A 22,333-nucleotide genomic window follows, 5' to 3' on the forward strand; every position below is an offset into this window, starting at 1 on the left:
AAAGCAGGGCACTATCTTGGACCAACAGGCAAGCCAATCCAGCATTTTCACACTCCGTGAACTGAGTTTTTCAGTTCCAGGGCGGACTTTATTGCAGCCACTGTCACTGACGTTTCCCGAAGGGAGAGTCTGCGGGCTTATTGGTCATAACGGTTCCGGCAAATCAACGCTATTAAAAATGCTGGGTCGCCATCAACCGCCATCGAGTGGCGAAGTGCTGCTTAATGATGTGCCATTGTCCCTGTGGGAGAGCAAAGCCTTTGCCCGTGAAGTGGCGTATTTGCCGCAACAGTTACCCGCAGCAGAGGGGATGACGGTGCGCGAATTGGTCGCTATTGGCCGCTATCCGTGGCACGGCGCATTAGGCCGTTTTCGTCAGGAAGACCGCCAACAAGTGGAAGAGGCGATTGCGCTGGTGGACTTAAAACCGCTGGCGAATCGGTTAGTCGATAGCTTATCCGGTGGTGAGCGCCAACGTGCCTGGTTAGCGATGATGGTGGCCCAAAACAGCCGCTGCCTGCTGCTCGATGAACCAACCTCGGCACTGGATATTGCGCATCAGGTTGAAGTGCTGGGGCTGATTCAGCGCCTCAGCCGTGAACGTGGCCTGACGGTGATTGCGGTACTGCACGATATTAATATGGCGGCCCGTTACTGTGACCATTTAGTGGCATTGCGTGGTGGGGAGATGATCGCGCAAGGCCCGGCTAACAGCCTGATGCAGGGCGCGGTACTGGAACAAATTTACGGTATCCCAATGGGAATATTGCCGCATCCGGCCGGTGGCGCGCCGGTAAGTTTCGTCTATTAATGAAAACATATCTCTCCATGGAACAGCCCCATTTATCCGCCCCAGATCTCACTCGGCGCAGGCTACTCACCGCATTGGCCCTATCGCCATTACTGTGTTCATTACCCGGATGGGCGGTGAATCCGCCTAAAGCGGATAGTCGGCGTGTCGTTGCACTGGAGTGGCTGCCCACCGAGTTACTGCTCGCATTAGGGGTTACGCCCTATGGCGTAGCAGACACCCATAATTACCGGCTATGGGTTGAGGAGCCAGAACTGCCCGCCAGTGTCATTGATATTGGTCAGCGCACTGAGCCTAATCTGGAGTTACTTCAACAAATGGCACCGTCGTTGATCCTGATGTCGCAAGGTTTTGGCCCCTCACCGGAGATGCTCGCGCCTATCGCCCCTTCCATGAGTTTCGCCTTCAATGAAGAGGGCAGCTCGCCGCTGGCGGTGGGTAAGAACTCATTGCGTGCCCTGGGCGAGCGTTTGGGACTAGAGGCCGCTGCGGAGCAACATATCGCCGATTTTACCCACTTTATGCAGGCCGCCCGCCAGCGCTTTACTGATACCAGCAAGGCATCACTATTGATGTTTTCCCTATTGGACACCCGCCATGCACTGGTGGTCGGTCAAGGCAGCCTGTTTCAGGATGTTTTGAATGAATTGAACATTAAAAATGCCTGGCAGGGAGAGACTAATCTCTGGGGCAGCACGGTGGTCGGTATTGAGCGTTTGGCGACGATAAAACCGGGGCAAGCCATCTGCTTTAGTCACGGAAATAGCGATATTTTACAGCAGGTTGCCCGCACCCCATTGTGGCGGTCGTTCTCCTTTGTCCGCCAAAATCAATTACGTATATTGCCGCCGGTGTGGTTCTACGGCTCGACGCTGTCCGCCATGCGTTTTGTGCGTCTTTTAGAGCCGGTGTGGGGTAAAGCCTCATGATGGCAAAAACACTGCGTAAAAGCTGGCTGCTGCCCGCGGGATTACTGGGCTTGCTGCTGCTCATTGCCATTGCGTTGACACTGCATAACCTCAGCCAGTTATTACCGGCATCACTTTGGGGTGAAGCACTCTGGCAGCCCGACCCTGATGATGTGCATCAAATGTTATTCCATTACAGCCAGTTACCTCGTTTGGCCGTGGCGCTATTGACTGGGGCCGGGTTAGGGTTGGTGGGGGTGTTGTTCCAGCAAGTTCTGCGCAATCCACTGGCTGAACCGGCGACATTAGGGGTGGCCGCAGGTGCTCAGCTCGGCCTGACTATTGCTACATTGTGGATGCTACCCGGCGGTGAATTGACCCGCCAACTGGCAGCAATGGCCGGTGGTATCACTATTGGTCTGCTGGTCTTTGGTGTGGCATGGGGCAAACGAATGTCACCTGTCACCCTGATTTTGGCAGGGCTGGTTCTCGGCCTTTACTGTAGCGCAGTCAGTAACTTACTGGCGCTGTTTAATTATGACCAGCTGCAAGGGCTGTTCTTGTGGAGCAGTGGGGCCTTGAACCAGCAGGACTGGAGCACGGTACAGTTTCTCCTGCCACGTTTGCTGATTACCGCGCTCTTAGCGGCGTTACTGATCCGCCCATTAACTCTGCTCGGGCTGGATGATGGCGTCGCCCGTAATTTGGGGTTAGGTCTATCTCTGGCGCGCCTGAGTGCGCTGGGGCTGGCAATCCTATTCAGCGCAATGTTGGTTAATGCGGTGGGTGTGATTGGATTTATCGGTTTATTTGCTCCTCTGCTGGCAAAAATTCTGGGGGCGCGGCGATTATCACAACGCCTGATATTGGCACCACTATTGGGTGCATTGCTGCTGTGGGTGACTGACCAAGGCATTGTCTGGTTGGCGCAAGTTTGGCGGGAGATCCCAACCGGTGCGGCGACGGCGCTGATTGGTGCGCCACTGCTATTATGGCTGCTACCTCGTTTGCACAGTGCCACCGCGCCGTCGATGGATTTTGGCGACAATGTTCCTGCCGAACGACAGCGTTTGGGGTTATGGATCAGCGCCGGTTTACTGCTGCTGCTGGCTGGATTGACGGTAGCGCTAATGTTTGGTCGCGATAGCCAAGGCTGGAACTGGATTAGTGGTGATGAGCTTCAGGCTCTACTGCACTGGCGCTGGCCACGGGTGTTAGCGGCGCTGGCGGCGGGTATGATGCTGGCAGTGGCAGGGACACTGATTCAAAAACTGACGGGTAACCCGATGGCTAGCCCAGAGGTATTGGGTATCAGCTCCGGTGCCTCTTTCGGTGTCGTGATTATGATGTTTATCGTGCCAGGTAATGCGCTGGCATGGCTGCTACCTGCGGGGAGTTTGGGCGCGGCCACAACCTTATTGATGATACTGGTGGTGGCCGGGCGGGGCGGCTTCTCCCCCAGCAGAATGTTATTGGCGGGGATTGCGCTGAGTACCGCCTTTACTACGGTAATCACCATGTTGTTGGCCAGTGGTGACCCGCGCATGCACGGATTGCTGGCGTGGATTTCCGGCTCCACCTATGCTGTTGATAGCTCGCAAGCATTGAGTACTGGCTTAATTGCCTTGTTGTTGATTGCACTGGCACCTCTGTGCCGCCGTTGGCTAATGATTCTGCCTTTGGGCAGTGTGACGGCCAGAGCCTTAGGTATCGCGCTGGCACCTAGCCGGTTAGCTATTTTGCTCTTGGCGGCGACCATGACGGCGGCGGCTACGCTGACAGTAGGGCCATTGAGCTTTGTCGGGCTGATGGCGCCTCATATGGCCCGCATGTTGGGCTTCCGACGTGCTATCCCGCAGCTGTTTATTGCCGCTATCTTGGGCGGCTTATTGATGGTATTTGCCGATTGGTGCGGGCGGATGCTGCTGTTCCCGAACCAGATCCCTGCCGGATTGCTGGCAACCTTTATTGGCGCCCCCTATTTTGTTTACTTATTACGCAAACAGGGGCGGTAAAGACTTATTTGCACCGTCATCAGCTTCAGTTAAGGATAACTGAGGCTGATGTCAGAGACATCCATGGGCATATTCCAATAATATGCGCTATAAAATAGTAAATGAGCAGGTAATATCACTCTATAGCTAATGGTTATATTTGAAATAAAGAAAAACAAAAATCACATATTAAAAATAAGAGTGCTAATTATTTTCTAATGCGGTTTAGCTTGAATGCTGAAATAAATATATTGTACATCAAGTATTCTATGGTAATGTCAAACGCCAGATAAATTTTCATCAGCTATTAGCCTGTTGTTTTGTGGTTGATTACTACTCTTTTATGACTATTTATATTTGATATAAATACTTTTTTTATCTGGTCATCTTAGCCGTTAGTAACAATTATATTAGAGGGAAATAATATGACTGAACTAAACTGTGAGGAAAGTAAGTCACTCCCATACTCTAAGTCAGCCCTATACTCTGTTGATAACAAAGGAATAGCTAAAGTTGTGCTAGCCTATAGTCTACTGGTCGTCGGTCTTGGGGTCATACTCAATTCTGATCTGTTTTTTGGTTATTTAGGGATGCTTACTGACACCGTTCAGCCCGTAATAAATAACATGACAAACCATTGTCCTGTTGAAGTTAAAATGCCTGTTATTCCCATGGGGCCAAGTTGGAATGGTAGTGGCGGTAATATTTAATCGCATCGACTGTCGGAACTAATTAGTAACCCTGAGTACGTTGATTTTGATTAAATAAGCCACTTGAATTTCCTCGTAAATATTAAATTTCTTTAATTTCATTTAATTTAACTTGTTAACCACCGCCTAATATTAGGCGGTGGTTAGTCAATTCACTGATATTAAAGCTGGGCAAAGCAGCGACGTGCAGCATCCACACTCTTCTGGATATCTTCCTTGCTATGCGCCACTGACATAAAACCTGCTTCAAAAGCAGAAGGCGCCAGATAAACGCCCTCTTCCAACATCAGATGGAAGAAGCGCTTGAAGCGCTCAACATCGCAATTCATGACATCCTGATAGCAGGTCACGGTTTGTGCATCGGTAAAGAAGATGCCAAACATGCCGCCGACGTGGTTAACCACCAGCGGAATATTCTCTGCTTTAGCGGCATGTAGCAGGCCTGTCGCCAGCGAGTCGGTCAGTTCAGTCAGGGTCTCATGGATACCCACCTGCGCAACTTCTGTCAGACAGGCAAAACCTGCGGCCATTGCGATGGGGTTACCGGACAGTGTACCAGCCTGATAAACCGGGCCTGTTGGTGCCAGTGCATCCATCACATCGCGGCGACCGCCGAAAGCACCGACTGGCATACCGCCACCGATGATTTTACCCAGACAGGTCAGATCAGGGGTAACATCGTAATAATCTTGCGCCCCGGCTAATGCCACACGAAAACCGGTCATCACCTCATCAATAATCAACAGCGCACCAAATTCGTCACACAGTGCGCGCAGGCCCGGCAGGAACTCTGGCAGTGGTGGCACGCAGTTCATGTTACCGGCGACGGGTTCGACGATAATACAGGCGATCTCTTGCGGATATTGCTCGAAAGCTTCGCGCACTGTGGCTAGATCGTTATAAGTGCAGGTCAGCGTGTGTTTAGCGAAATCAGCGGGTACGCCAGGCGAGTTGGGTTGGCCGAGTGTTAGCGCCCCGGAACCGGCTTTGACCAGCAGGCAGTCCGCGTGACCGTGATAGCAGCCTTCAAACTTGATAATTTTATCGCGACCGGTGAAGCCACGAGCCAGACGAATAGCACTCATGGTCGCCTCGGTGCCTGAGTTGACCATGCGCACCATATCCATGGTTGGCACTAAGTCGGTGACCAACTTAGCCATTTTCACTTCCATCTCTGTTGGCGCACCAAAGCTCAAACCGCGCTCGACAGCTTCAATTACCGCCTGACGGATCGCCGGATGGTTATGGCCCAACACCATTGGCCCCCAAGAGCCGACATAGTCAATGTAAGCTTTACCATCTACATCAAATAAGTAGGCGCCATCAGCACGCTCAATAAATAGTGGGACGCCACCAACCCCAGTGAATGCACGCACCGGGGAGTTAACCCCGCCTGGGATTAACTGTTTTGCCTGGGCATACAGATTTTCGGACTTACTCATAAACTGGCTCCTGAATTGGGGTTGGCGATATTAGTATTGATGACATCGACGCTAATAACATCCGCCTTAGCAATAGAATAATGCTGCCCATTCTAAAGAACTGGCAGCGGTTATCAAATGATTGGGCATATTTAACCGCTAGCTTGCGCAGCGTGCCGCAAATCCAACTCGATACCATTCAAATAGCCTTACTGAGGCAGATCATTTCATCGGCGTTTAACCAAGCGCATCATGGGTAGCTAGACTAGACTTAGGCTACTGTTTATTTGTACTACTTATCATTTGGCTGAAAATCATACAAACCATGACTGATTCAACGCAAAATATCTCTTCCGAAGGCGAGACTAAACTCAAGCGTGGGCGCTTTATCCATGCTCTGGTTAACCGTGATAAAACCCCACTGATCATTCTTATTATGGCGGGTGTTGTCGGGGTCGTGACGGGGTTACTGGGGGTCGCCTTTGACCGCGGTGTCGATTGGATTCAACAACAAAGATTAGCGACGCTGGCGAAGGTGGCAGATTCTGCCATTTTGGTATGGCCACTGGCATTTATTATGTCGGCGCTATTGGCGATGCTGGGCTATTTTCTCGTGCGTCGTTTTGCTCCTGAGGCCGGTGGTTCGGGGATCCCCGAGATCGAAGGCGCGATGGAGGAGATGCGCCCGGTGCGCTGGTGGCGGGTCATCCCCGTTAAGTTTATTGGCGGCCTTGGGACATTAGGGGCGGGCATGGTGTTAGGCCGTGAGGGGCCGATGGTGCAGATGGGGGGTAACAGTGGGCGCATGATTGTCGATATTTTCCGTCTGCGCAGCCCTGAAGCACGGCACTCATTATTGGCGACGGGTGCAGCAGCGGGTCTTTCTGCCGCCTTTAATGCCCCGTTAGCGGGGATTTTGTTCGTCATTGAAGAGATGCGCTCGCAGTTCCGCTACAGTCTGGTCTCAATCAAAGCGGTATTTGTCGGGGTAATTACCTCAACCATTGTCTATCGCTATTTTAATGGCGAGCGCGCGATTATTGAGGTGGGTAAACTTGGTGATGTCCCGCTGAATACCCTATGGCTTTACCTCCTGCTCGGCACTATTTTTGGTGCGGTGGGCGTAATGTTCAACGCCCTGATATTTCGCACGCAGGATCTGTTTATGCGCTTCCACGGTGGCGATTGGCGCAAGCTGGTGTTGATCGGTGGTTTATTGGGGGGATGTGCGGCCTGCTGGCATTGATTCATGGCGAGGCGGTGGGCGGCGGCTTTACATTAATTCCTATCGCGCTGGCCGGCAACTTCAGCATTGGTATGTTGATCTTCATCTTTGTTGCCCGAGTTATTACTACCTTGCTGTGCTTTGGTTCGGGTGCACCGGGCGGAATATTTGCCCCGATGTTGGCTCTGGGGACCATACTGGGCACCGCTTTTGGCCTATCTTGTGCACACTTTTTCCCAGAATATGGTATTGAGGCTGGAACCTTCGCTATCGCCGGGATGGGCGCACTGTTTGCCGCTTCAGTACGCGCACCATTGACTGGGTTGGTATTGGTGTTGGAAATGACCGATAATTATCAACTTATTTTGCCGATGATTGTTACCTGTCTGGGGGCGACATTAATTGCCCAGTTTATGGGGGGTAAGCCCTTGTATTCAGCTATTTTGGCCCGCACTTTAGAGAGACAAGAACAAGCAGCATCTGCGGCAGCACAGCAACAACCGGTGGTTGAAAGTCATGCTCAAACAGGTAAGTAATATATAACATTAGTCAGCAATACTTGAATGAACTACTCAGGTATTGGATAATTGATGCATAGATCAGGCTGCCATTGTAGTAACCTGCAACTCGAATATCGGTTGGGAGTGATGAGTATGAGCGACGAAACAGTACTGCCCCTACAGTTTACCGAGGCAGCAGCTAAAAAAGTTAAGCTGCTGATTTCTGATGAGGAAAATCCAAATCTGAAGCTGCGGGTTTACATTACCGGTGGCGGATGCAGCGGGTTCCAGTATGGCTTTACCTTTGATGATCAGATCAATGATGGTGATATGACCATTGAAAAACAAGGCGTTGAGCTGGTAGTTGATCCAATGAGTCTGCAATATCTGGTCGGCGGCGCAGTGGATTACACCGAAGGGCTAGAAGGTTCGCGCTTTGTCGTGACTAACCCGAATGCGAAGAGTACCTGTGGATGCGGTTCTTCCTTCAGTATTTAAATTACCCGTCCCCCTTGCTGAAACGCCAATGACTTTGGGTAATCGTTTTATCTCTACGTTGGAAATAAAGCTACCATCAAAATTTCGATAAAAAAAACCGCAACGTTGTGAGCTGCGGTTTTTTTACATCTGCATCTTACCACTCTACAGTAATCAACTGCGCCATCTGACGAGTGCTGTTTTTACTAAGCAGCATGCCATCAGGAGCAATAAAGGTATGGCTGATTTTAGGTTCTGTAACCAATCCACCTCCTTTATGACATTGTATTGCTGGGTAATTCGCTTTTGAATCATGGGTGGTATCTACATTCTGATTCGATGATTTCACCTGGCAAGATGACACGATAGTCAGGCGTATATCTATTGTGCCGCTAAGCCCCTGAGCTAGCGACGAACTGGCAAAAAATACCAGCCAAAACATAAGAAAAATAGCTTTCATGATTTTAACTGCAGTTAAACTGTCGGTGTCCCATTTAGCCTGCCAAATGGGGATATCCTTCTTACTTGACGCCGCAGCGTTGTTAGCTGCTCTCACTCACCCAAATCACTGACTAGTGTCAGCTCATTGGGATTTATTCGTTTGCTGCCTAGCTGCAACGCCAATTACTTTGGATAATATCCTTCTTACTTGACGCCGCAGCGTTGTTAGCTGCTCTCACTCACCCAAATCACTGACTAGTGTCAGCTCATTGGGATTTATTCGTTTGCTGCCTAGCTGCAAAAGCAATAACTATAGATAGATATCGGCTAATTATTTAAAAACTTGAAGATTTGAATCACATCAACACAAATGCTCTATCTTGATTGATAGGATCATAAAGAGAGCTAATAGACTGGGTGAAAGTCTAAAAGTTCGGCGCTGAACCTAAAAAACCAGCGCATAGTACAAAAAATACGCTTTATTGCACAGGGAATCTTGCGAGGGCCGCTATTAATGCTCAATTTCAAATGTTGGCAGTTTTAAGCGCCAGCGGATGGCGGCAAGGCGGATACCGAGTGTTATCACCATCCCCAGCATCATTGCTTGCTGTAATGGCATGCCAAAAGTATAGAACGCTGTGGCATGGACAATGCCGCCAATGATGCAGGCGGTGGCGTAGATTTCAGTCCGCAGGATCATCGGGATCTCACGGGCTAATACATCGCGGATAATCCCGCCGCCGACACCGGTGATGACACCCATGCAGATAGCCACCAGTGGGCTGGCACCTGCAGCAAAGGCTTTATTGACGCCAATACCGACAAACACCGCCAAACCAATGGCATCAAGCACTGGCAGGATCCATTTTGGTGTTCGCCTCGGCTGACGTACCAGCAAAATAGTTGCCAGACAGGTTACCATCGCGACCACTAAATCGGTGGGATCTTTTACCCAAAATACCGGGCCATTGGCTAATGCCATATCACGTATTGTGCCGCCCCCGACAGCCGTCACCACCCCCAAAACCAACACACCAAACGGGTCCATGCGCAACTTCCCCGCCAGCAATACACCAGAGATAGCAAATACCGCAGTACCTAAAATATCCAGCCAATAAACCAGCATTAATGTGACTCCGCCACAGGGGATGGAAGACTGGCCATTTGTTGGCACAGCTGCTTAGCGGCCAGCAGAATACGTGGGCCAGCGCGATTAAACCAGTCCTCATTGAGGGTTATCACCGGTACAGCAAGCTGAGGCCGCCAAAAGGCGCTGATGCTCTCTGCCTGAGACTTATCACCACTCACCACAATAACTTGTGGCTGGCGGATCATCACTTGTTCGCGGCTCACCTGCGGCCAGGGAACCCGGCTGCCCGCAAAAATATTCTCTCCACCACAGAGGGAAACTATCTCGCTCTGTAATGTATGCCCGGAACTGGTAAATAAGGGCTGTGTCCCAAATTGCAGAAAAGTACGTAATGGGGTTTGACGGGCATAGTGGCGGCGTAACTCCGCCACTTGCTGACGCAACTGCTCAGCGGCTCGATGGGCCTGCTCAGGATGAGGGCTGTACTGTGCCAACTTATCCAGATCACCGGCTATTTGGTCAATATTTACCGGATCAGAATAGAAGATCGGAATGCCAAAAGAGGCCAGTTGATCCAGTGGGCGTTGTGGATTTCCGCCACGCCAGGCGAGGATCAAACTGGGCTTGAGTGCCAAAATACGCTCGACATTTACCCCTTGCCACGATGCCACATGTTCCAGTTTCTTTGCCGCTTCGGGATAATCGGAGTAAGCACTTACAGCAACCAGCTTATCCCCCAATCCAGCGGCATAGGCCAGCTCAGTCGTGCTGGGCGACAGACTGATAATCCGCTCTGCTGCCAGTGCCTGCAAGGAGAACAGGCTAAGGGCAAACAGCCCGAGCAATAATAGGATAATTGCTCGGGGCAAGGTTATTGCAGCTCGCGCCAGGGGGGCAATACTGAACTGCCCCATTAACCGCGTTGAGCCAGCGTGGTTAACATGGCTTCGATCATCAGTGTCGACTGTTTAGCGGCGACAACCAGGAATTCATCAAAGCTCAGGTGAGACTCTTGATCTGCGACATCTGAAATAGCGCGTACGACAACGAATGGCGTCTTGAACAGATGACAAACATGGCCGATTGCTGCGGCTTCCATTTCAACTGCGGCTACGGTCGGGAAGGTGGTGCGAATACGCTCCAGAGGGGCGGCACCATTAATAAATGCATCTCCGCTGCAAATCAGGCCGCGTACTGCGTTTAAATTCAATTGCTTGATGCAACTTTCCGCCAGCGCAATCAGGCTGGCATCAGCAACGAAAGCGGCTGGGCAACCGGCCATCTGGCCCGGTTCATAGCCAAAGGCAGTGACATCGGCATCGTGGTAGCGAACCTCAGTCGAGACCACGATATCGCCCACTTTCAGGCTGGAAGCCAGGCCACCCGCCGAACCGGTGTTGATCACGATATCAGGTTGGAAATGTTCTAGCAGCAAGGTGGTACCCATTGCGGCTGCTACCTTACCAATACCTGACTTCAGTAATGCGACATCCACGCCATTGAGTTGGCCGCTATAAATTTCGCAACCCGCACGGGATAAGGTTTGGCGATTTTCAATTTTGTCACGCAGCAGCGTCACTTCTTCTTCCATTGCACCAATAATGCCAACTTTCATAGGGATACCTGCTGATTTTAACGAGTGAATTCATCTGTAATTATCGGCATACAGTTTATCAGCTAAGTGAGATCTTCGGGTAGCTAAGCAAAGATAATGCGTAATGTGCCGCAGTTCATACGTTATCAATTGCTTCTACGAGCAAGAGTGGGTATCACTGTTTGTATTGAAATATCAGGGGGAAATATGTCTGGGATCGACTTTAAGCAGAAAATCAGTTTTCAGCGGCCATTTGGTAAATCTAGTTCGGCGGAAGATGAATATGAGATTACCCGGGTATTTGAAAGCGATCGTGGGCGTATTGTAAACTCTGCCGCTATTCGGCGTTTACAACAAAAAACCCAGGTGTTTCCGCTGGAGCGTAATGCCGCGGTACGCAGCCGCTTAACCCATTCGCTGGAAGTCCAGCAGGTGGGCCGCTATATTGCCAAAGAAGTCCTTAATCGCTTTAAGCAGGATAAGAAAATCACGACTTATGGGCTGGATAAGTTGCTTGATCCCTTTGAAAGTATTGTGGAAATGGCCTGTCTGATGCATGACATCGGCAATCCGCCCTTTGGTCATTTTGGTGAGTCAGCAATCAATAACTGGTTTACCAAGCAGATGGATCCAAATGGAGGAGGGATCGAGCCACGGGGCAAGGATCATTGTCAGGTAAATGCATTGAGGCTGCGGGAAGGGGAAGCAGAACTTAATGTGCTGCGCAGCAAAATTCGCCATGATTTGAGTCAGTTCGAAGGTAACGCACAAGCGATACGGCTGGTTTACAGCTTATTAAAACTGAATCTGACCTATGCTCAGGTGGGCTGTATCCTTAAATATACCAAACCGGCTTATTGGTCAGGCGATATTCCACCTTCCCATAACTATTTGATGAAAAAACCCGGTTTTTATCTTGCCGAAGAGAACTATGTTAAAGATTTGCGCCGTGAACTCAATATGGGAGAGTTTGACCGTTTTCCGCTGACCTATATTATGGAAGCTGCCGATGATATCTCTTATTGTATTGCCGATTTAGAAGACGCAGTGGAAAAAAATATTTTCAGCGTCGAGCAACTTTATGATCATATGGTGAAGGAGTGGGGCGATGTTACCCATGGTGATCTGTTTGATAAAGTGGTGGGTGGGGCATTTCGGCAATTAGGACGCGAACAAGGTCGGCGAAGTACCGAAGATCAATTTTTTATGTATTTACGAGTCAATACGGTAGGGAAATTAGTTCCACATGCCGCACAGCGTTTTATTGAGAATCTACCCGCAGTATTTTCCGGTTCCTTTAATCAGGCATTATTAGAAGATTCCAGTGCTGCATGTAAATTACTGCAAATTTTTAAAAAGGTAGCTGTAAAGCACGTATTTAATCATCCTGAAGTAGAACAGCTTGAATTACAAGGGTATAGAGTTATTAGTGGGTTGCTCGATATTTATAGTCCGCTATTAGCTATGCCGCAAACGGCATTTACGGCATTAGTCACAGAAGATAACCACCGTCAGTATCTCATTGAAACCCGATTATTCCATAAATTATCAACTAAGCACCGGTTGGCTTATGCTGAATCCGTGGAGCGGTTATGTAAATTACCGCCTGAACAATATGAGATATATGAATATTATTATCGTGCTCGTTTAATTCAGGATTATATCAGTGGCATGACTGATCTTTATGCTTATGATGAATATCGGCGCTTAATGGCTGCGGAATAGTATGCAGGCAAATTTAATTGTCCGTTTAATTAACTGTAGTTTTGTAAAGACGGACAATATTTTTTACTATTCTGATTCTTGGGTCTGTGAACTTCATCCCCCATATTTAATCTTACTATGCAAGACGGCATTAGTCTGCGACTCACCATTTATTGAATCATTATTAATTGTATAGCGAGAAACAAAATAGATGAAGAAAACAACTTTAGTGTTAAGTGCATTGGCATTGAGCATCGGTTTAGTCATGGGGCCGGTTTCTTCTGCCATTTCGGCAGAAACGGCGCCTTCTAGCAGCCAGCAGCTCCCTAGCCTGGCGCCAATGCTAGAGAAAGTCATGCCTTCCGTGGTCAGTATCAATGTGGAAGGCAGCACCCAGGTAAGCAATGCAGCTGCTGGTGGTATACCACCACAGTTCCAGCAGTTCTTTGGTGATGATTCACCATTCTGCCAGGACGGTTCTCCGTTCCAGGGTTCTCCGATGTGTCAGGGGGGGCAAGGCGGTAAAGGCGCTGTGCCAAGCAAGCAGGAGTTCCGTGCACTGGGTTCGGGTGTAATTATTGATGCGGCTAAAGGTTACGTCGTTACCAATAACCACGTGGTGGATAATGCGACCAAAATCAATGTCAAGTTGAGCGATGGCCGCAGCTATGAAGCGAAAGTGATTGGTAAAGATCCACGTACTGATATTGCGTTATTGCAGCTGAAAGATTTTAAAAATCTGACCGCAATTAAAATGGCAGATTCTGATCAACTGCGCGTAGGCGACTATACCGTTGCTATCGGTAACCCATATGGTCTGGGCGAAACCGTCACCTCTGGTATTGTCTCTGCCTTGGGCCGTAGCGGTCTGAACGTGGAAAACTACGAAAACTTTATCCAGACTGATGCGGCGATTAACCGTGGTAACTCTGGGGGGGCTTTGATCAACCTGAGCGGTGAGCTGATCGGGATCAATACCGCTATTTTGGCACCAGACGGCGGCAACATTGGGATTGGTTTTGCCATCCCGAGCAACATGGTGAAAAACCTGACATCTCAGATGGTTGAGTTTGGTCAGGTGAAACGCGGTGAGCTGGGCATCATGGGTACTGAGCTGAACTCTGAGCTAGCAAAAGCGATGAATGTTGATACGCAGAAAGGGGCCTTTATCAGCCAGGTCGTGCCGAAATCTGCTGCGGCAAAAGCCGGGATCAAAGCTGGTGATGTGATTGTTAGCATGAATGGTAAACCAATCAATAGCTTCGCCGGCTTCCGTGCCGAAATTGGTACTCTGCCAGTGGGTAGCAAAATGACCTTAGGTCTGCTGCGTGACGGCAAACCTGTCAATGTGGAAGTAACATTGGAGCAGAGCAGCCAGGCACAGGTTGATTCAGGCAATATCTATACCGGCATTGAAGGTGCTGAACTGAGCAACTCTGATGTGAATGGTAAGAAAGGCGTGAAAGTCGATAACGTGAAAGCGGGGAGTGCAGCTGCACGTATCGGTCTGAAAAAAGGCGATATCATCATTGGGATTAACCAGCAACCGGTCCAGAATCTAGGTGAGTTGCGGAAAATCCTCGATACCAAACCATCGGTATTGGCATTGAACATTCAGCGTGGTGATACTTCTCTCTATTTGTTGATGCAGTAACCGATATTTATGTGGCACTAAGCATCCAATAAATAGCGTCAAAAAGGGCACAGGGATTTATCGCTGTGCCCTTTTTATTTCTGCGGTTCGGATGAGTGCTACGCCGCCCCTAAGTAGCTTTTAGCGGCATAGCGGACATTCTCTATCTCATCTAACAATTCAAACCATTCAGGTTGCAAATCCTGCAAATCAGTTTGCTGACGCAATTGCTGTTCGATTGTCATGCACAGCTGTTTTAGCCGTGGTACACCGCTACATGCACAGCTGCCGTGGAATTTGTGAATCAGATTCAGGATATCGTCATCATCTGTTCCTGCCAGAATCGCCTGCACACGATCTGTTACCTGCGGCATAAACGCTAACAGCATGGTGAGTAGATCTTTGGCGAGATCCTCTTTATTTGCTGCCTGCCTGATAGCCAATGGCCAATCTATTGCTCCTGCATATGCAAGCGGCACGATTGGCCGGATATCATCCTTCATCTCGAGTGGTGACGAGCTATCGTGCTTATAACGGGAGAGCGCTTGTATCAATCGGGCTTCATCAATAGGTTTTGCCAGATAATCAGCCATACCCAATTTTAATAACTGCTCTTGCTGCCCCCTGACCGCATGAGCGGTGACGGCAATGATCGGCGTGTCCAGATGATGGGACATCTGATGAATGATTTCACTGGCGCGGATGCCGTCAATTTCTGGCATTTGAATATCCATTAAAATGATATCCAAGGTGTTTTCACGGGCATAGGCAATGGCTTTCGCCCCGCTGTCGCAGAGCACGGTTTCTGCAACTTGCTCTTCCAGCAGGGTGCCAATCAATTTCAGATTAGCCGGATTATCGTCAACTGCCATCACTTTAAACGGTAATTTAAGCGGTTTCTCTGCTTGCTCTTCAACCAGTGATACCTCAAGCGGCTCTTCAGATAAAAATAAAGGAATCAAACGATTAGATGATAATGGCTTGATGAGACATGCTTTTGCGCCCAGCTGTTTAAGCTGCTCGGCCTCCACCTGTGATTGGCTTGGCAGCGCCAGAATAACCCGCTCGGAGATCTTCATCGCCGCCACCAGTTTATCCTGATGAACAGCCATGTTATTACGGAACGGAATGGGTACGCCGACCAGCAGAAAATCATAATGTTGCACTGGCAATTGCGCTAATGTCGGGCTATGGGTTATCTGCAACGGCGTGATGCTGAGAATGTCAAGTGCGGCCCTGGCGGCAGAGGCGTTGCGCTCAATATAGGCCAGCGTTTTCCCCTCTAAATATGACATATCCGGTTGGCGATAAGAGAGCGTTTCATTGAGATCCAGAGTGAGGTGGAATTTGAAGGTTGAGCCGCGATCCACCTGGCTGAGAAAGCTGATATCGCCCCCCATCTCTTTGACCAATCGTTCGGTAATCACCAGTCCAAGCCCGGTGCCGCCATGGCGGCGTGAGATACTGGCATCCGCTTGACGAAACGCCTGGAATAGTTGGGCCTGCTGCGATTCAGAAATTCCGATGCCTGTATCCTGAATCTCAACCACTAGGGTCACTCTCTGCGCCGTTAGTACTTGCGCGGTAACCAGAATATCGATATTGCCCTGTTCGGTGAATTTAATCGCATTACCGAGCAAGTTTGTGACAATTTGCTGCAAACGCATCGCATCCCCGACCACCTGCTCCGGGACATCATTGTTAATATGCAGTGTCAGTTCCAGCCCCTTCTCATGAGCTGTGTGCGCCAGCAGGATAATCACTTCATCCAGTGTGCTACGGAGCGAGAAGGGGATATGTTCCAAAATCAGTTTTTCGGCTTCCAGTTTGGAGAAGTCCAGCACGTCATTAATGATGCATAACAAATTATTGGCCGAGCGTTGGATTGTTTGTAAATAGTCGGTTTGCGTCGGTGTCAGTGATGTTTTCAGTGTTTGCCGGGTAAAGCCAATCACGCCGTTTAGCGGAGTTCGCAGCTCGTGGGACATGTTCGCCAGAAACTCAGATTTAATGCGAGCCGCTTCCTGAGCGCGCTTATTCGCCAACCCAAGCTCGACGTTTTGTATCTCCATCTGCTCCAGGGTTTCACGCAAATCGGATGTGGCTTGATCGATATTTTGCTGCATCTCTTCGTGATAGGCCGCCAACGACATCGCCATCGAATTGATACCATTTTTCAAAATATTCAGCTCACCGAGCATATGCCCTTCGACGCGGCTATCTAACTGCCCACGGCGGATCCGGTCGACGGCATTCACCATGTTGCGGATCGGGCCGGTGACATCACGCATTAGACGATAAGCAAACAAAATCGCTACACACATGCAGAACAGCAACAGTAGGGTCGAAATAAAGATCTCTTTATATTGCTGCAAACGCACGGATTGCAGATCCAGATCGATGGCGATATAGCCCAGTGGCCGACTGGTGATATCTGAATCTGACTCCCGATCACTGGATAAATTAGATTCGGAGACAATGGGCATACGCATGACCAGAGAGTCGCCGCGATAGGAGAGCATCAGCGAACGGGGGATGGGTTCGCCTTTGGGTAACCTTAATTGTGAGGAGTTGTAATTATAGTTAGATGTGACAAAAAGATGGTTATCTGCGTCGAAAACCGAAATTGACCGAACAATATTTGAGTGACGACGATGAAAGAGATTTATCAACTGTCGGACGGTATCGCGGTTACGGAAGGTCATTCCGTACTCACTGGCAACCGCCAGCGGTTCAATAATGTTAGTGCCAGCGTTAACTATTTGGTTTTGCAGCTCATTATAGCGATTGACCATAAAGGAAGTGCTGAGTAACAGCCCAAGAAGCAGCGTGGGGGCCAGGATTAAAATCATCATGCGCGCGCGAAGACTGTATTTGGTCATGGTATTCCAATGTGGGAGAATTGGCAGCTTATAAAACTGACGCTCGATCAATCATTATGGCGCAATTCTACTCTGCAAACCGACGTGTGACGACCCGACAAACGATAACTGTGACCGTAAACTCCCTCGACCCTTTTGGTCAGGGCGTTGCGCGCCATCAAGGTAAAGCTATTTTTATCCCTGGCGCTTTACCGGGAGAGCAAGCTGAAATTGAGCTAATTGAGCAAAAACGCCAGTATGGCCGTGGCAAAATTAAACGTTTGCTGAACCAATGCAGCGAAAGGGTCGCGCCTCCTTGCCCTCACTTTGGAATTTGTGGAGGCTGTCAGCAGCAACACGCCTGTAGCCAACTGCAACAAACGAGCAAAGCCGATTCGCTCTCGCGGTTGATAGCGCACGCAACAGGTCTCTGCCCTAAGTTAGAGCCGGTTATCTGCGGGCCTGAGTATGGCTATCGGCGGCGGGCGAGGTTGGGGCTGCTCTATCAGCCAAAACAGCATCGATTACAGATGGGATTTCGCCAAACCGAGTCTCACGATTTGGTCAGCGTGAAGCACTGCCCAGTTCTGCGGCCGGAGTTGGAGCGCCTGTTGCAACCGCTTTATCAGTGTCTATCCGCCTTACAGGCGGTGCAGCGGCTAGGGCATGTGGAGTTGGTGTTGGCCGACAATGGGCCGTTGCTGGTTTTACGTCACCTTGATACCCTTAAACAGGTAGATCGCACCGCGCTAATTGATTTTGCTAAACGTGAGCAGGTGACGTTTTATCTGGCTGGTGATGGCGAGAATCTGGAAAAACTCATTGGTGAGGAACCCTATTACCAGATTGATGGTCTACGTTTAGCATTTCACCCGCGAGATTTTATTCAGGTCAATGATGTTGTCAACCAGAAAATGGTGGCTCAGGCTATCGCCTGGCTTGATGTACAGCCACAGGAGCGGGTGCTGGATCTGTTCTGCGGCATGGGTAATTTCACCTTGCCGCTGGCAAAGCGCGCGCGGGAAGTTGTCGGAGTGGAAGGAGTTGCGGCGCTGGTGGCGAATGGGCAGTATAATGCGCGGAATAATACATTGCCTAACGTGTCATTTTTTCATGAAAATCTGGAATCCGATATCAGTTGCCAGCCGTGGGCGGTTCAAGGATTCGACAAAGTATTATTAGACCCGGCACGCGCTGGCGCTGCTGGGGTTATGTCACATATAGTTAAACTGGCGCCAAAGCGGGTGGTGTATGTTTCGTGTAATCCCACTACGCTGGCACGGGATAGTCAGGTGTTGTTAGCCGCCGGTTACCGTCTTGCTCAGGTGCGAATGTTGGATATGTTCCCCCACACCGGGCATCTTGAATCTATGGCGCTGTTCATGCAGGCGTCAGGGGTCGCAAAGTAGGGAGAAGTTATGGTTGCGGTACGAAGTGCACATTTGAATCCAGCGGGCGAGTTTGCTCTCGACGATTGGATCGCCAGTTTGGGGCTTCCCAATCCGCAGTCATGTGAGCGATTAGCCGAAACCTGGCGTTACTGTGAGCAGCAGACGCAAAACCATCCCGACGCCTCGTTGCTGCTGTGGCGCGGCCTTGAAATGGTTGAAATTCTTTCCACCCTAAGCATGGATAATGACAGTATGCGCGCGGCGCTGCTGTTCCCGCTAGCGGATGCCAATGTGGTGGATGAAGCCACACTGACCGAGCAATTTGGCAAAGGCATCACCTATCTGGTGCACGGTGTGCGCGATATGGACGCCATTCGTCAGTTGAAAGCCACCCACAATGACTCCATGAGCTCCGAGCAAGTGGATAACGTGCGCCGTATGCTACTGGCGATGGTGGAAGATTTCCGCTGCGTGGTGATCAAACTGGCAGAACGCATCGCCCATCTGCGCGAAGTGAAAGATGCGCCAGAAGAGATTCGTGTTTTGGCCGCCAAAGAGTGCTCCAATATCTATGCGCCGCTGGCTAACCGCCTCGGGATCGGCCAGATAAAATGGGAGCTGGAAGACTTCTGTTTCCGTTATCTGCACCCCGACGAATATAAGCAAATTGCCAAATTACTCCACGAACGACGTATCGATCGTGAGCAATTCATTGATGACTTCGTTGCTTCATTGCACAAAGCGATGGCGGATGAAGGTATCAAAGCTGAGATTTATGGTCGCCCCAAGCACATCTACAGTATCTGGCGCAAAATGCAGAAAAAATCGCTCGCTTTTGATGAGCTATTTGATGTGCGCGCTGTGCGGGTGGTGGTGGAGCGCTTGCAGGATTGCTACGCCGCGCTGGGGATTGTGCATACCCATTTTCGTCATTTACCGGATGAATTTGATGATTATGTCGCTAACCCTAAACCCAATGGTTATCAGTCGATCCATACCGTGGTATTAGGCCCGCGCGGAAAAACTCTGGAAATTCAGATTCGTACCCGCCAGATGCATGAAGATGCCGAGCTGGGGGTTGCTGCGCACTGGAAGTACAAAGAGGGGGCCGTGGTCGCAGGCCGCTCTGGTTATGAAGGGCGCATTGCCTGGTTACGCAAACTGATTGCCTGGCAGGAAGAGATGGCTGATTCCGGCGAGATGCTGGATGAAGTGCGCAGTCAGGTATTTGACGATCGGGTATATGTGTTTACCCCGAAAGGCGATGTTATTGATCTTCCAGCAGGTTCTACGCCACTGGACTTTGCTTATCATATCCACAGTGATGTGGGCCATCGCTGTATTGGTGCAAAAATCAGTGGGCGCATTGTGCCCTTTACCTATCAGTTGCAGATGGGTGATCAGATTGAAATCATCACTCAGAAACAGCCGAATCCAAGTCGCGACTGGCTGAACCCTAACCTCGGTTACGTCACCACCAGCCGTGGGCGATCCAAGATACATAACTGGTTCCGAAAACAAGATAGAGACAAGAATATTCTTGCTGGTCGGCAGATGTTGGATGACGAGCTGGAGCATATGGATATCAGCCTGAAAGAGGCTGAGAAGCTACTGGTGCCGCGCTATAACATGAACTCTATGGATGAAGTGTTGGCGGCCATTGGTGGTGGTGATATCCGTCTGAATCAGATGGTGAACTTCCTGCAAGGGAAACTGAATAAGCCGACGGCGGAAGAGGCTGATTTAGAAGCATTACGCCACCTGAAGAATAAAACGCAGCAACCGCCGCGCAATGCCAGCAAAGACAGTGGGCGCATTGTGGTCGAGGGTGTCGGCAATCTGATGCACCACATTGCTCGCTGTTGCCAGCCGATCCCCGGTGATGAAATTATTGGCTTTATCACCCAGGGGCGGGGGATATCAATCCACCGCGCCGATTGCGAGCAGTTGGCTGAATTGCAATCTCATGCGCCAGAGCGGATTGTTGATGCCGTCTGGGGTGAAAGCTACTCCAGCGGCTATTCGCTGGTGGTGCGAGTAAGCGCCAACGATCGCAGTGGATTGTTGCGCGATATCACCACCATTTTGGCGAATGAAAAAGTCAACGTGCTGGGTGTTGCTAGCCGTAGTGATACCAAAAAGATGATGGCAACTATTGATATGGATATCGAGATCTATAACTTGCAGGTGTTGGGGCGGGTATTGGCGAAGTTGAATCAGTTGCCGGATGTGATAGATGCCCGTCGGCTCCACGGCAATTAAAACTATCTATACCCAAAGCCATTGGGGTTGCAGCTAGGCGGCAAGCAAACAAATCCCGATGAACTTACTCAGGTAAGTGATTCGGGTGAGTGAGCGCAGCTAACAACCCTGCGGCTTCAAGGGCGAAGGGTATAAGCGGCTACTGCGCTTTGGCATATTGATAAAAAATGTATCTGCTGCGGAGAGAATTAGGCAGATCGTAAAGACGCCGTAAACCCACCCCTGGGGGCTGGTGCCGCGCCATCCGTGGTGCGGACACTTTACTCTTCTGCCTATCCTTTCCGCTGATATTGTGCAAATAACAAAAGTGATAAATCGTCATGACCCAAATTTCGACTCCCAACTCCACCGCCTTAGCTCTGCAACGTTTGTTGGATATTATGCGCACCTTGCGTGACCCTGAGCACGGCTGTCCGTGGGATCGTAAGCAGACTTTTGACACTATTGCGCCCTACACGTTGGAAGAGACTTATGAAGTGCTTGATGCGATTCAGCGCAAGGATTTCGACGATCTTCGCGACGAATTGGGTGATCTGCTGTTTCAGGTGGTGTTTTATGCGCAAATGGGGCAGGAGCAGGGGCTGTTTGCGTTTGATGATGTGTGTCACGCCATCAGTGATAAGCTGGTGCGCCGCCATCCGCATGTGTTCCCCAATGAAGCTCAGCACGCCGCTGAGGCGACTATTGGCAGTGAAGCCGCGCTGGCAGGTTGGGAGTCCCGTAAAGCGGAGGAGCGGGCCGAAAAGGCACTGTATTCGGCTTTGGATGATATCCCTGATGCACTGCCCGCATTGATGAAAGCCCATAAAATCCAGAAACGCTGTGCGTCGGTGGGCTTTGATTGGGATACGCTGGGGCCAGTGCTGGATAAAGTCTACGAAGAGATTGATGAGGTGATGTTCGAGGCGCGTCAAGCGGTGGTCGATGAGGATAAGTTGGGCGAAGAGATCGGTGATTTGTTGTTTGCCACGGTGAATTTATCCCGCCATTTAGGTCATAAAGCGGAAAATGCTCTACAGGCGGCTAATCGTAAGTTTGAGCGGCGTTTTCGTCAGGTAGAACAAATAGTTACAGCATCAGGTCGTACCATGGAGAGTGCCACACTCGCTGAGATGGAAGCCGCCTGGCAGCAAGTTAAAAAGCAAGAAACTGAAATGTAAGGTGTTTTAATTCATTTTACGGATGGTTGTTGAATTTTAATTACGTTAATATATTGAATTATAACGGATAGTAAGACGATGTTCCGCGCGGTTTTGGCAGCGAAAACCGCCATGGTCGTGGAGATCATTTGTAGCGAAACCAAGGTTCCGG

The 22,333-nt window shown here is 50.0% G+C and carries 16 protein-coding genes and 1 pseudogene; 11 read left to right on the plus strand and 6 right to left on the minus strand.

Annotated features, from left to right (window positions below; all coding sequences use genetic code 11):
- Positions 1-16 precede the first annotated feature (16 nt).
- The 4 genes from fhuC to HRK25_RS10025 all read left to right on the plus strand — a co-directional run bounded on the left by fhuC (position 17) and on the right by HRK25_RS10025 (position 4,423).
- Positions 17-811, plus strand: coding sequence for a Fe3+-hydroxamate ABC transporter ATP-binding protein FhuC (gene fhuC, locus HRK25_RS10010; protein WP_005276514.1), 795 nt, complete (start codon positions 17-19; stop codon positions 809-811).
- A 17-nt stretch (positions 812-828) separates the two neighbouring features.
- Positions 829-1,740 (plus strand): Fe(3+)-hydroxamate ABC transporter substrate-binding protein FhuD, encoded by a 912-nt coding sequence (gene fhuD / locus HRK25_RS10015; RefSeq protein ID WP_411913841.1) that lies wholly within the window; start codon positions 829-831, stop codon positions 1,738-1,740.
- Entirely contained in the window at positions 1,737-3,734 is a 1,998-nt protein-coding gene (fhuB, locus tag HRK25_RS10020) for a Fe(3+)-hydroxamate ABC transporter permease FhuB (protein WP_072083713.1), read from the plus strand. The genes fhuD and fhuB overlap by 4 nt, the downstream gene beginning before the upstream one ends.
- Before the next feature lie 404 nt (positions 3,735-4,138).
- On the plus strand, positions 4,139-4,423 hold the full coding sequence (locus HRK25_RS10025) for an E492 group microcin (RefSeq protein ID WP_049599710.1): 285 nt from the start codon (positions 4,139-4,141) through the stop codon (positions 4,421-4,423).
- A 161-nt stretch (positions 4,424-4,584) separates the two neighbouring features.
- On the opposite strand, the gene hemL is transcribed toward HRK25_RS10025, so the two are convergent.
- Positions 4,585-5,865 carry a glutamate-1-semialdehyde 2,1-aminomutase gene (gene hemL, locus HRK25_RS10030; RefSeq protein WP_005276511.1) on the minus strand — a complete coding sequence of 427 codons (1,281 nt, stop codon included), beginning with the start codon at positions 5,863-5,865 and terminating at the stop codon, positions 4,585-4,587.
- Between the two features lie 304 nt (positions 5,866-6,169).
- On the opposite strand from hemL, the pseudogene clcA reads away from it, so the two are divergent.
- Together clcA and erpA are read left to right on the plus strand one after the other, a co-directional pair.
- A pseudogene (gene clcA / locus HRK25_RS10035) lies at positions 6,170-7,605 on the plus strand (H(+)/Cl(-) exchange transporter ClcA).
- A gap of 117 nt (positions 7,606-7,722) precedes the next feature.
- Entirely contained in the window at positions 7,723-8,067 is a 345-nt protein-coding gene (erpA, locus tag HRK25_RS10040; protein ID WP_005276505.1) for an iron-sulfur cluster insertion protein ErpA, read from the plus strand.
- 136 nt (positions 8,068-8,203) lie between these two features.
- On the opposite strand, the gene HRK25_RS10045 is transcribed toward erpA, so the two are convergent.
- From HRK25_RS10045 to mtnN, 4 genes are all read right to left on the minus strand, one after another.
- Positions 8,204-8,602, minus strand: a complete 399-nt coding sequence (locus HRK25_RS10045; RefSeq protein ID WP_143707638.1) for a hypothetical protein — start codon at positions 8,600-8,602, stop codon at positions 8,204-8,206.
- Positions 8,603-8,998: 396 nt separating this feature from the next.
- Positions 8,999-9,613: a TRIC cation channel family protein gene (locus tag HRK25_RS10050; protein WP_019211026.1), complete on the minus strand. Its 615-nt coding sequence runs from the start codon at positions 9,611-9,613 to the stop codon at positions 8,999-9,001.
- Positions 9,613-10,491 carry a vitamin B12 ABC transporter substrate-binding protein BtuF gene (gene btuF / locus HRK25_RS10055; RefSeq protein WP_005279574.1) on the minus strand — a complete coding sequence of 293 codons (879 nt, stop codon included), beginning with the start codon at positions 10,489-10,491 and terminating at the stop codon, positions 9,613-9,615. Before btuF ends, HRK25_RS10050 begins: the two co-directional genes overlap by 1 nt.
- On the minus strand, positions 10,491-11,192 hold the full coding sequence (gene mtnN / locus HRK25_RS10060) for a 5'-methylthioadenosine/S-adenosylhomocysteine nucleosidase (protein ID WP_032899086.1): 702 nt from the start codon (positions 11,190-11,192) through the stop codon (positions 10,491-10,493). Before mtnN ends, btuF begins: the two co-directional genes overlap by 1 nt.
- A gap of 186 nt (positions 11,193-11,378) precedes the next feature.
- Here mtnN and dgt point away from each other — a divergent pair, with 186 nt between their 5' ends.
- Together dgt and degP are read left to right on the plus strand one after the other, a co-directional pair.
- The gene (dgt, locus tag HRK25_RS10065; RefSeq protein WP_032899085.1) at positions 11,379-12,896 is read left to right on the plus strand and encodes a dGTPase; all 1,518 of its coding nucleotides are present in this window, start codon (positions 11,379-11,381) and stop codon (positions 12,894-12,896) included.
- Positions 12,897-13,086: 190 nt separating this feature from the next.
- Positions 13,087-14,529, plus strand: coding sequence for a serine endoprotease DegP (gene degP, locus HRK25_RS10070; RefSeq protein ID WP_005279570.1), 1,443 nt, complete (start codon positions 13,087-13,089; stop codon positions 14,527-14,529).
- A gap of 98 nt (positions 14,530-14,627) precedes the next feature.
- Here degP and barA read toward each other — a convergent pair whose 3' ends face one another.
- Positions 14,628-17,390, minus strand: a complete 2,763-nt coding sequence (gene barA / locus HRK25_RS10075) for a two-component sensor histidine kinase BarA (RefSeq protein WP_032899083.1) — start codon at positions 17,388-17,390, stop codon at positions 14,628-14,630.
- 56 nt (positions 17,391-17,446) lie between these two features.
- Here barA and rlmD point away from each other — a divergent pair, with 56 nt between their 5' ends.
- From rlmD to mazG, 3 genes are all read left to right on the plus strand, one after another.
- Positions 17,447-18,778: a 23S rRNA (uracil(1939)-C(5))-methyltransferase RlmD gene (gene rlmD / locus HRK25_RS10080; protein ID WP_032899089.1), complete on the plus strand. Its 1,332-nt coding sequence runs from the start codon at positions 17,447-17,449 to the stop codon at positions 18,776-18,778.
- A gap of 9 nt (positions 18,779-18,787) precedes the next feature.
- Positions 18,788-21,022 (plus strand): GTP diphosphokinase, encoded by a 2,235-nt coding sequence (gene relA, locus HRK25_RS10085; RefSeq protein ID WP_049599698.1) that lies wholly within the window; start codon positions 18,788-18,790, stop codon positions 21,020-21,022.
- 320 nt (positions 21,023-21,342) lie between these two features.
- A complete protein-coding gene (gene mazG / locus HRK25_RS10090; protein ID WP_005279406.1) occupies positions 21,343-22,182 on the plus strand; it encodes a nucleoside triphosphate pyrophosphohydrolase in 840 nt (279 codons plus the stop codon).
- Positions 22,183-22,333 lie beyond the last annotated feature (151 nt).

The organism is Yersinia bercovieri ATCC 43970, from assembly GCF_013282745.1.
Classification (GTDB): Bacteria; Pseudomonadota; Gammaproteobacteria; order Enterobacterales; family Enterobacteriaceae; genus Yersinia; species Yersinia bercovieri.

What these genes read in the sequence shown, in the direction of transcription:
- fhuD (WP_411913841.1), top strand. Translation starts at nt 829, where the DNA reads ATGGAACAGCCCCATTTATCCGCCCCAGATCTCACTCGGCGCAGGCTA.
- fhuB (WP_072083713.1), top strand. Translation starts at nt 1,737, where the DNA reads ATGATGGCAAAAACACTGCGTAAAAGCTGGCTGCTGCCCGCGGGATTA.
- HRK25_RS10025 (WP_049599710.1), top strand. Translation starts at nt 4,139, where the DNA reads ATGACTGAACTAAACTGTGAGGAAAGTAAGTCACTCCCATACTCTAAG.
- hemL (WP_005276511.1), bottom strand. Translation starts at nt 5,865, where the DNA reads ATGAGTAAGTCCGAAAATCTGTATGCCCAGGCAAAACAGTTAATCCCA.
- erpA (WP_005276505.1), top strand. Translation starts at nt 7,723, where the DNA reads ATGAGCGACGAAACAGTACTGCCCCTACAGTTTACCGAGGCAGCAGCT.
- HRK25_RS10050 (WP_019211026.1), bottom strand. Translation starts at nt 9,613, where the DNA reads ATGCTGGTTTATTGGCTGGATATTTTAGGTACTGCGGTATTTGCTATC.
- btuF (WP_005279574.1), bottom strand. Translation starts at nt 10,491, where the DNA reads ATGGGGCAGTTCAGTATTGCCCCCCTGGCGCGAGCTGCAATAACCTTG.
- mtnN (WP_032899086.1), bottom strand. Translation starts at nt 11,192, where the DNA reads ATGAAAGTTGGCATTATTGGTGCAATGGAAGAAGAAGTGACGCTGCTG.
- dgt (WP_032899085.1), top strand. Translation starts at nt 11,379, where the DNA reads ATGTCTGGGATCGACTTTAAGCAGAAAATCAGTTTTCAGCGGCCATTT.
- degP (WP_005279570.1), top strand. Translation starts at nt 13,087, where the DNA reads ATGAAGAAAACAACTTTAGTGTTAAGTGCATTGGCATTGAGCATCGGT.
- barA (WP_032899083.1), bottom strand. Translation starts at nt 17,390, where the DNA reads ATGACCAAATACAGTCTTCGCGCGCGCATGATGATTTTAATCCTGGCC.
- rlmD (WP_032899089.1), top strand. Translation starts at nt 17,447, where the DNA reads ATGGCGCAATTCTACTCTGCAAACCGACGTGTGACGACCCGACAAACG.
- relA (WP_049599698.1), top strand. Translation starts at nt 18,788, where the DNA reads ATGGTTGCGGTACGAAGTGCACATTTGAATCCAGCGGGCGAGTTTGCT.
- mazG (WP_005279406.1), top strand. Translation starts at nt 21,343, where the DNA reads ATGACCCAAATTTCGACTCCCAACTCCACCGCCTTAGCTCTGCAACGT.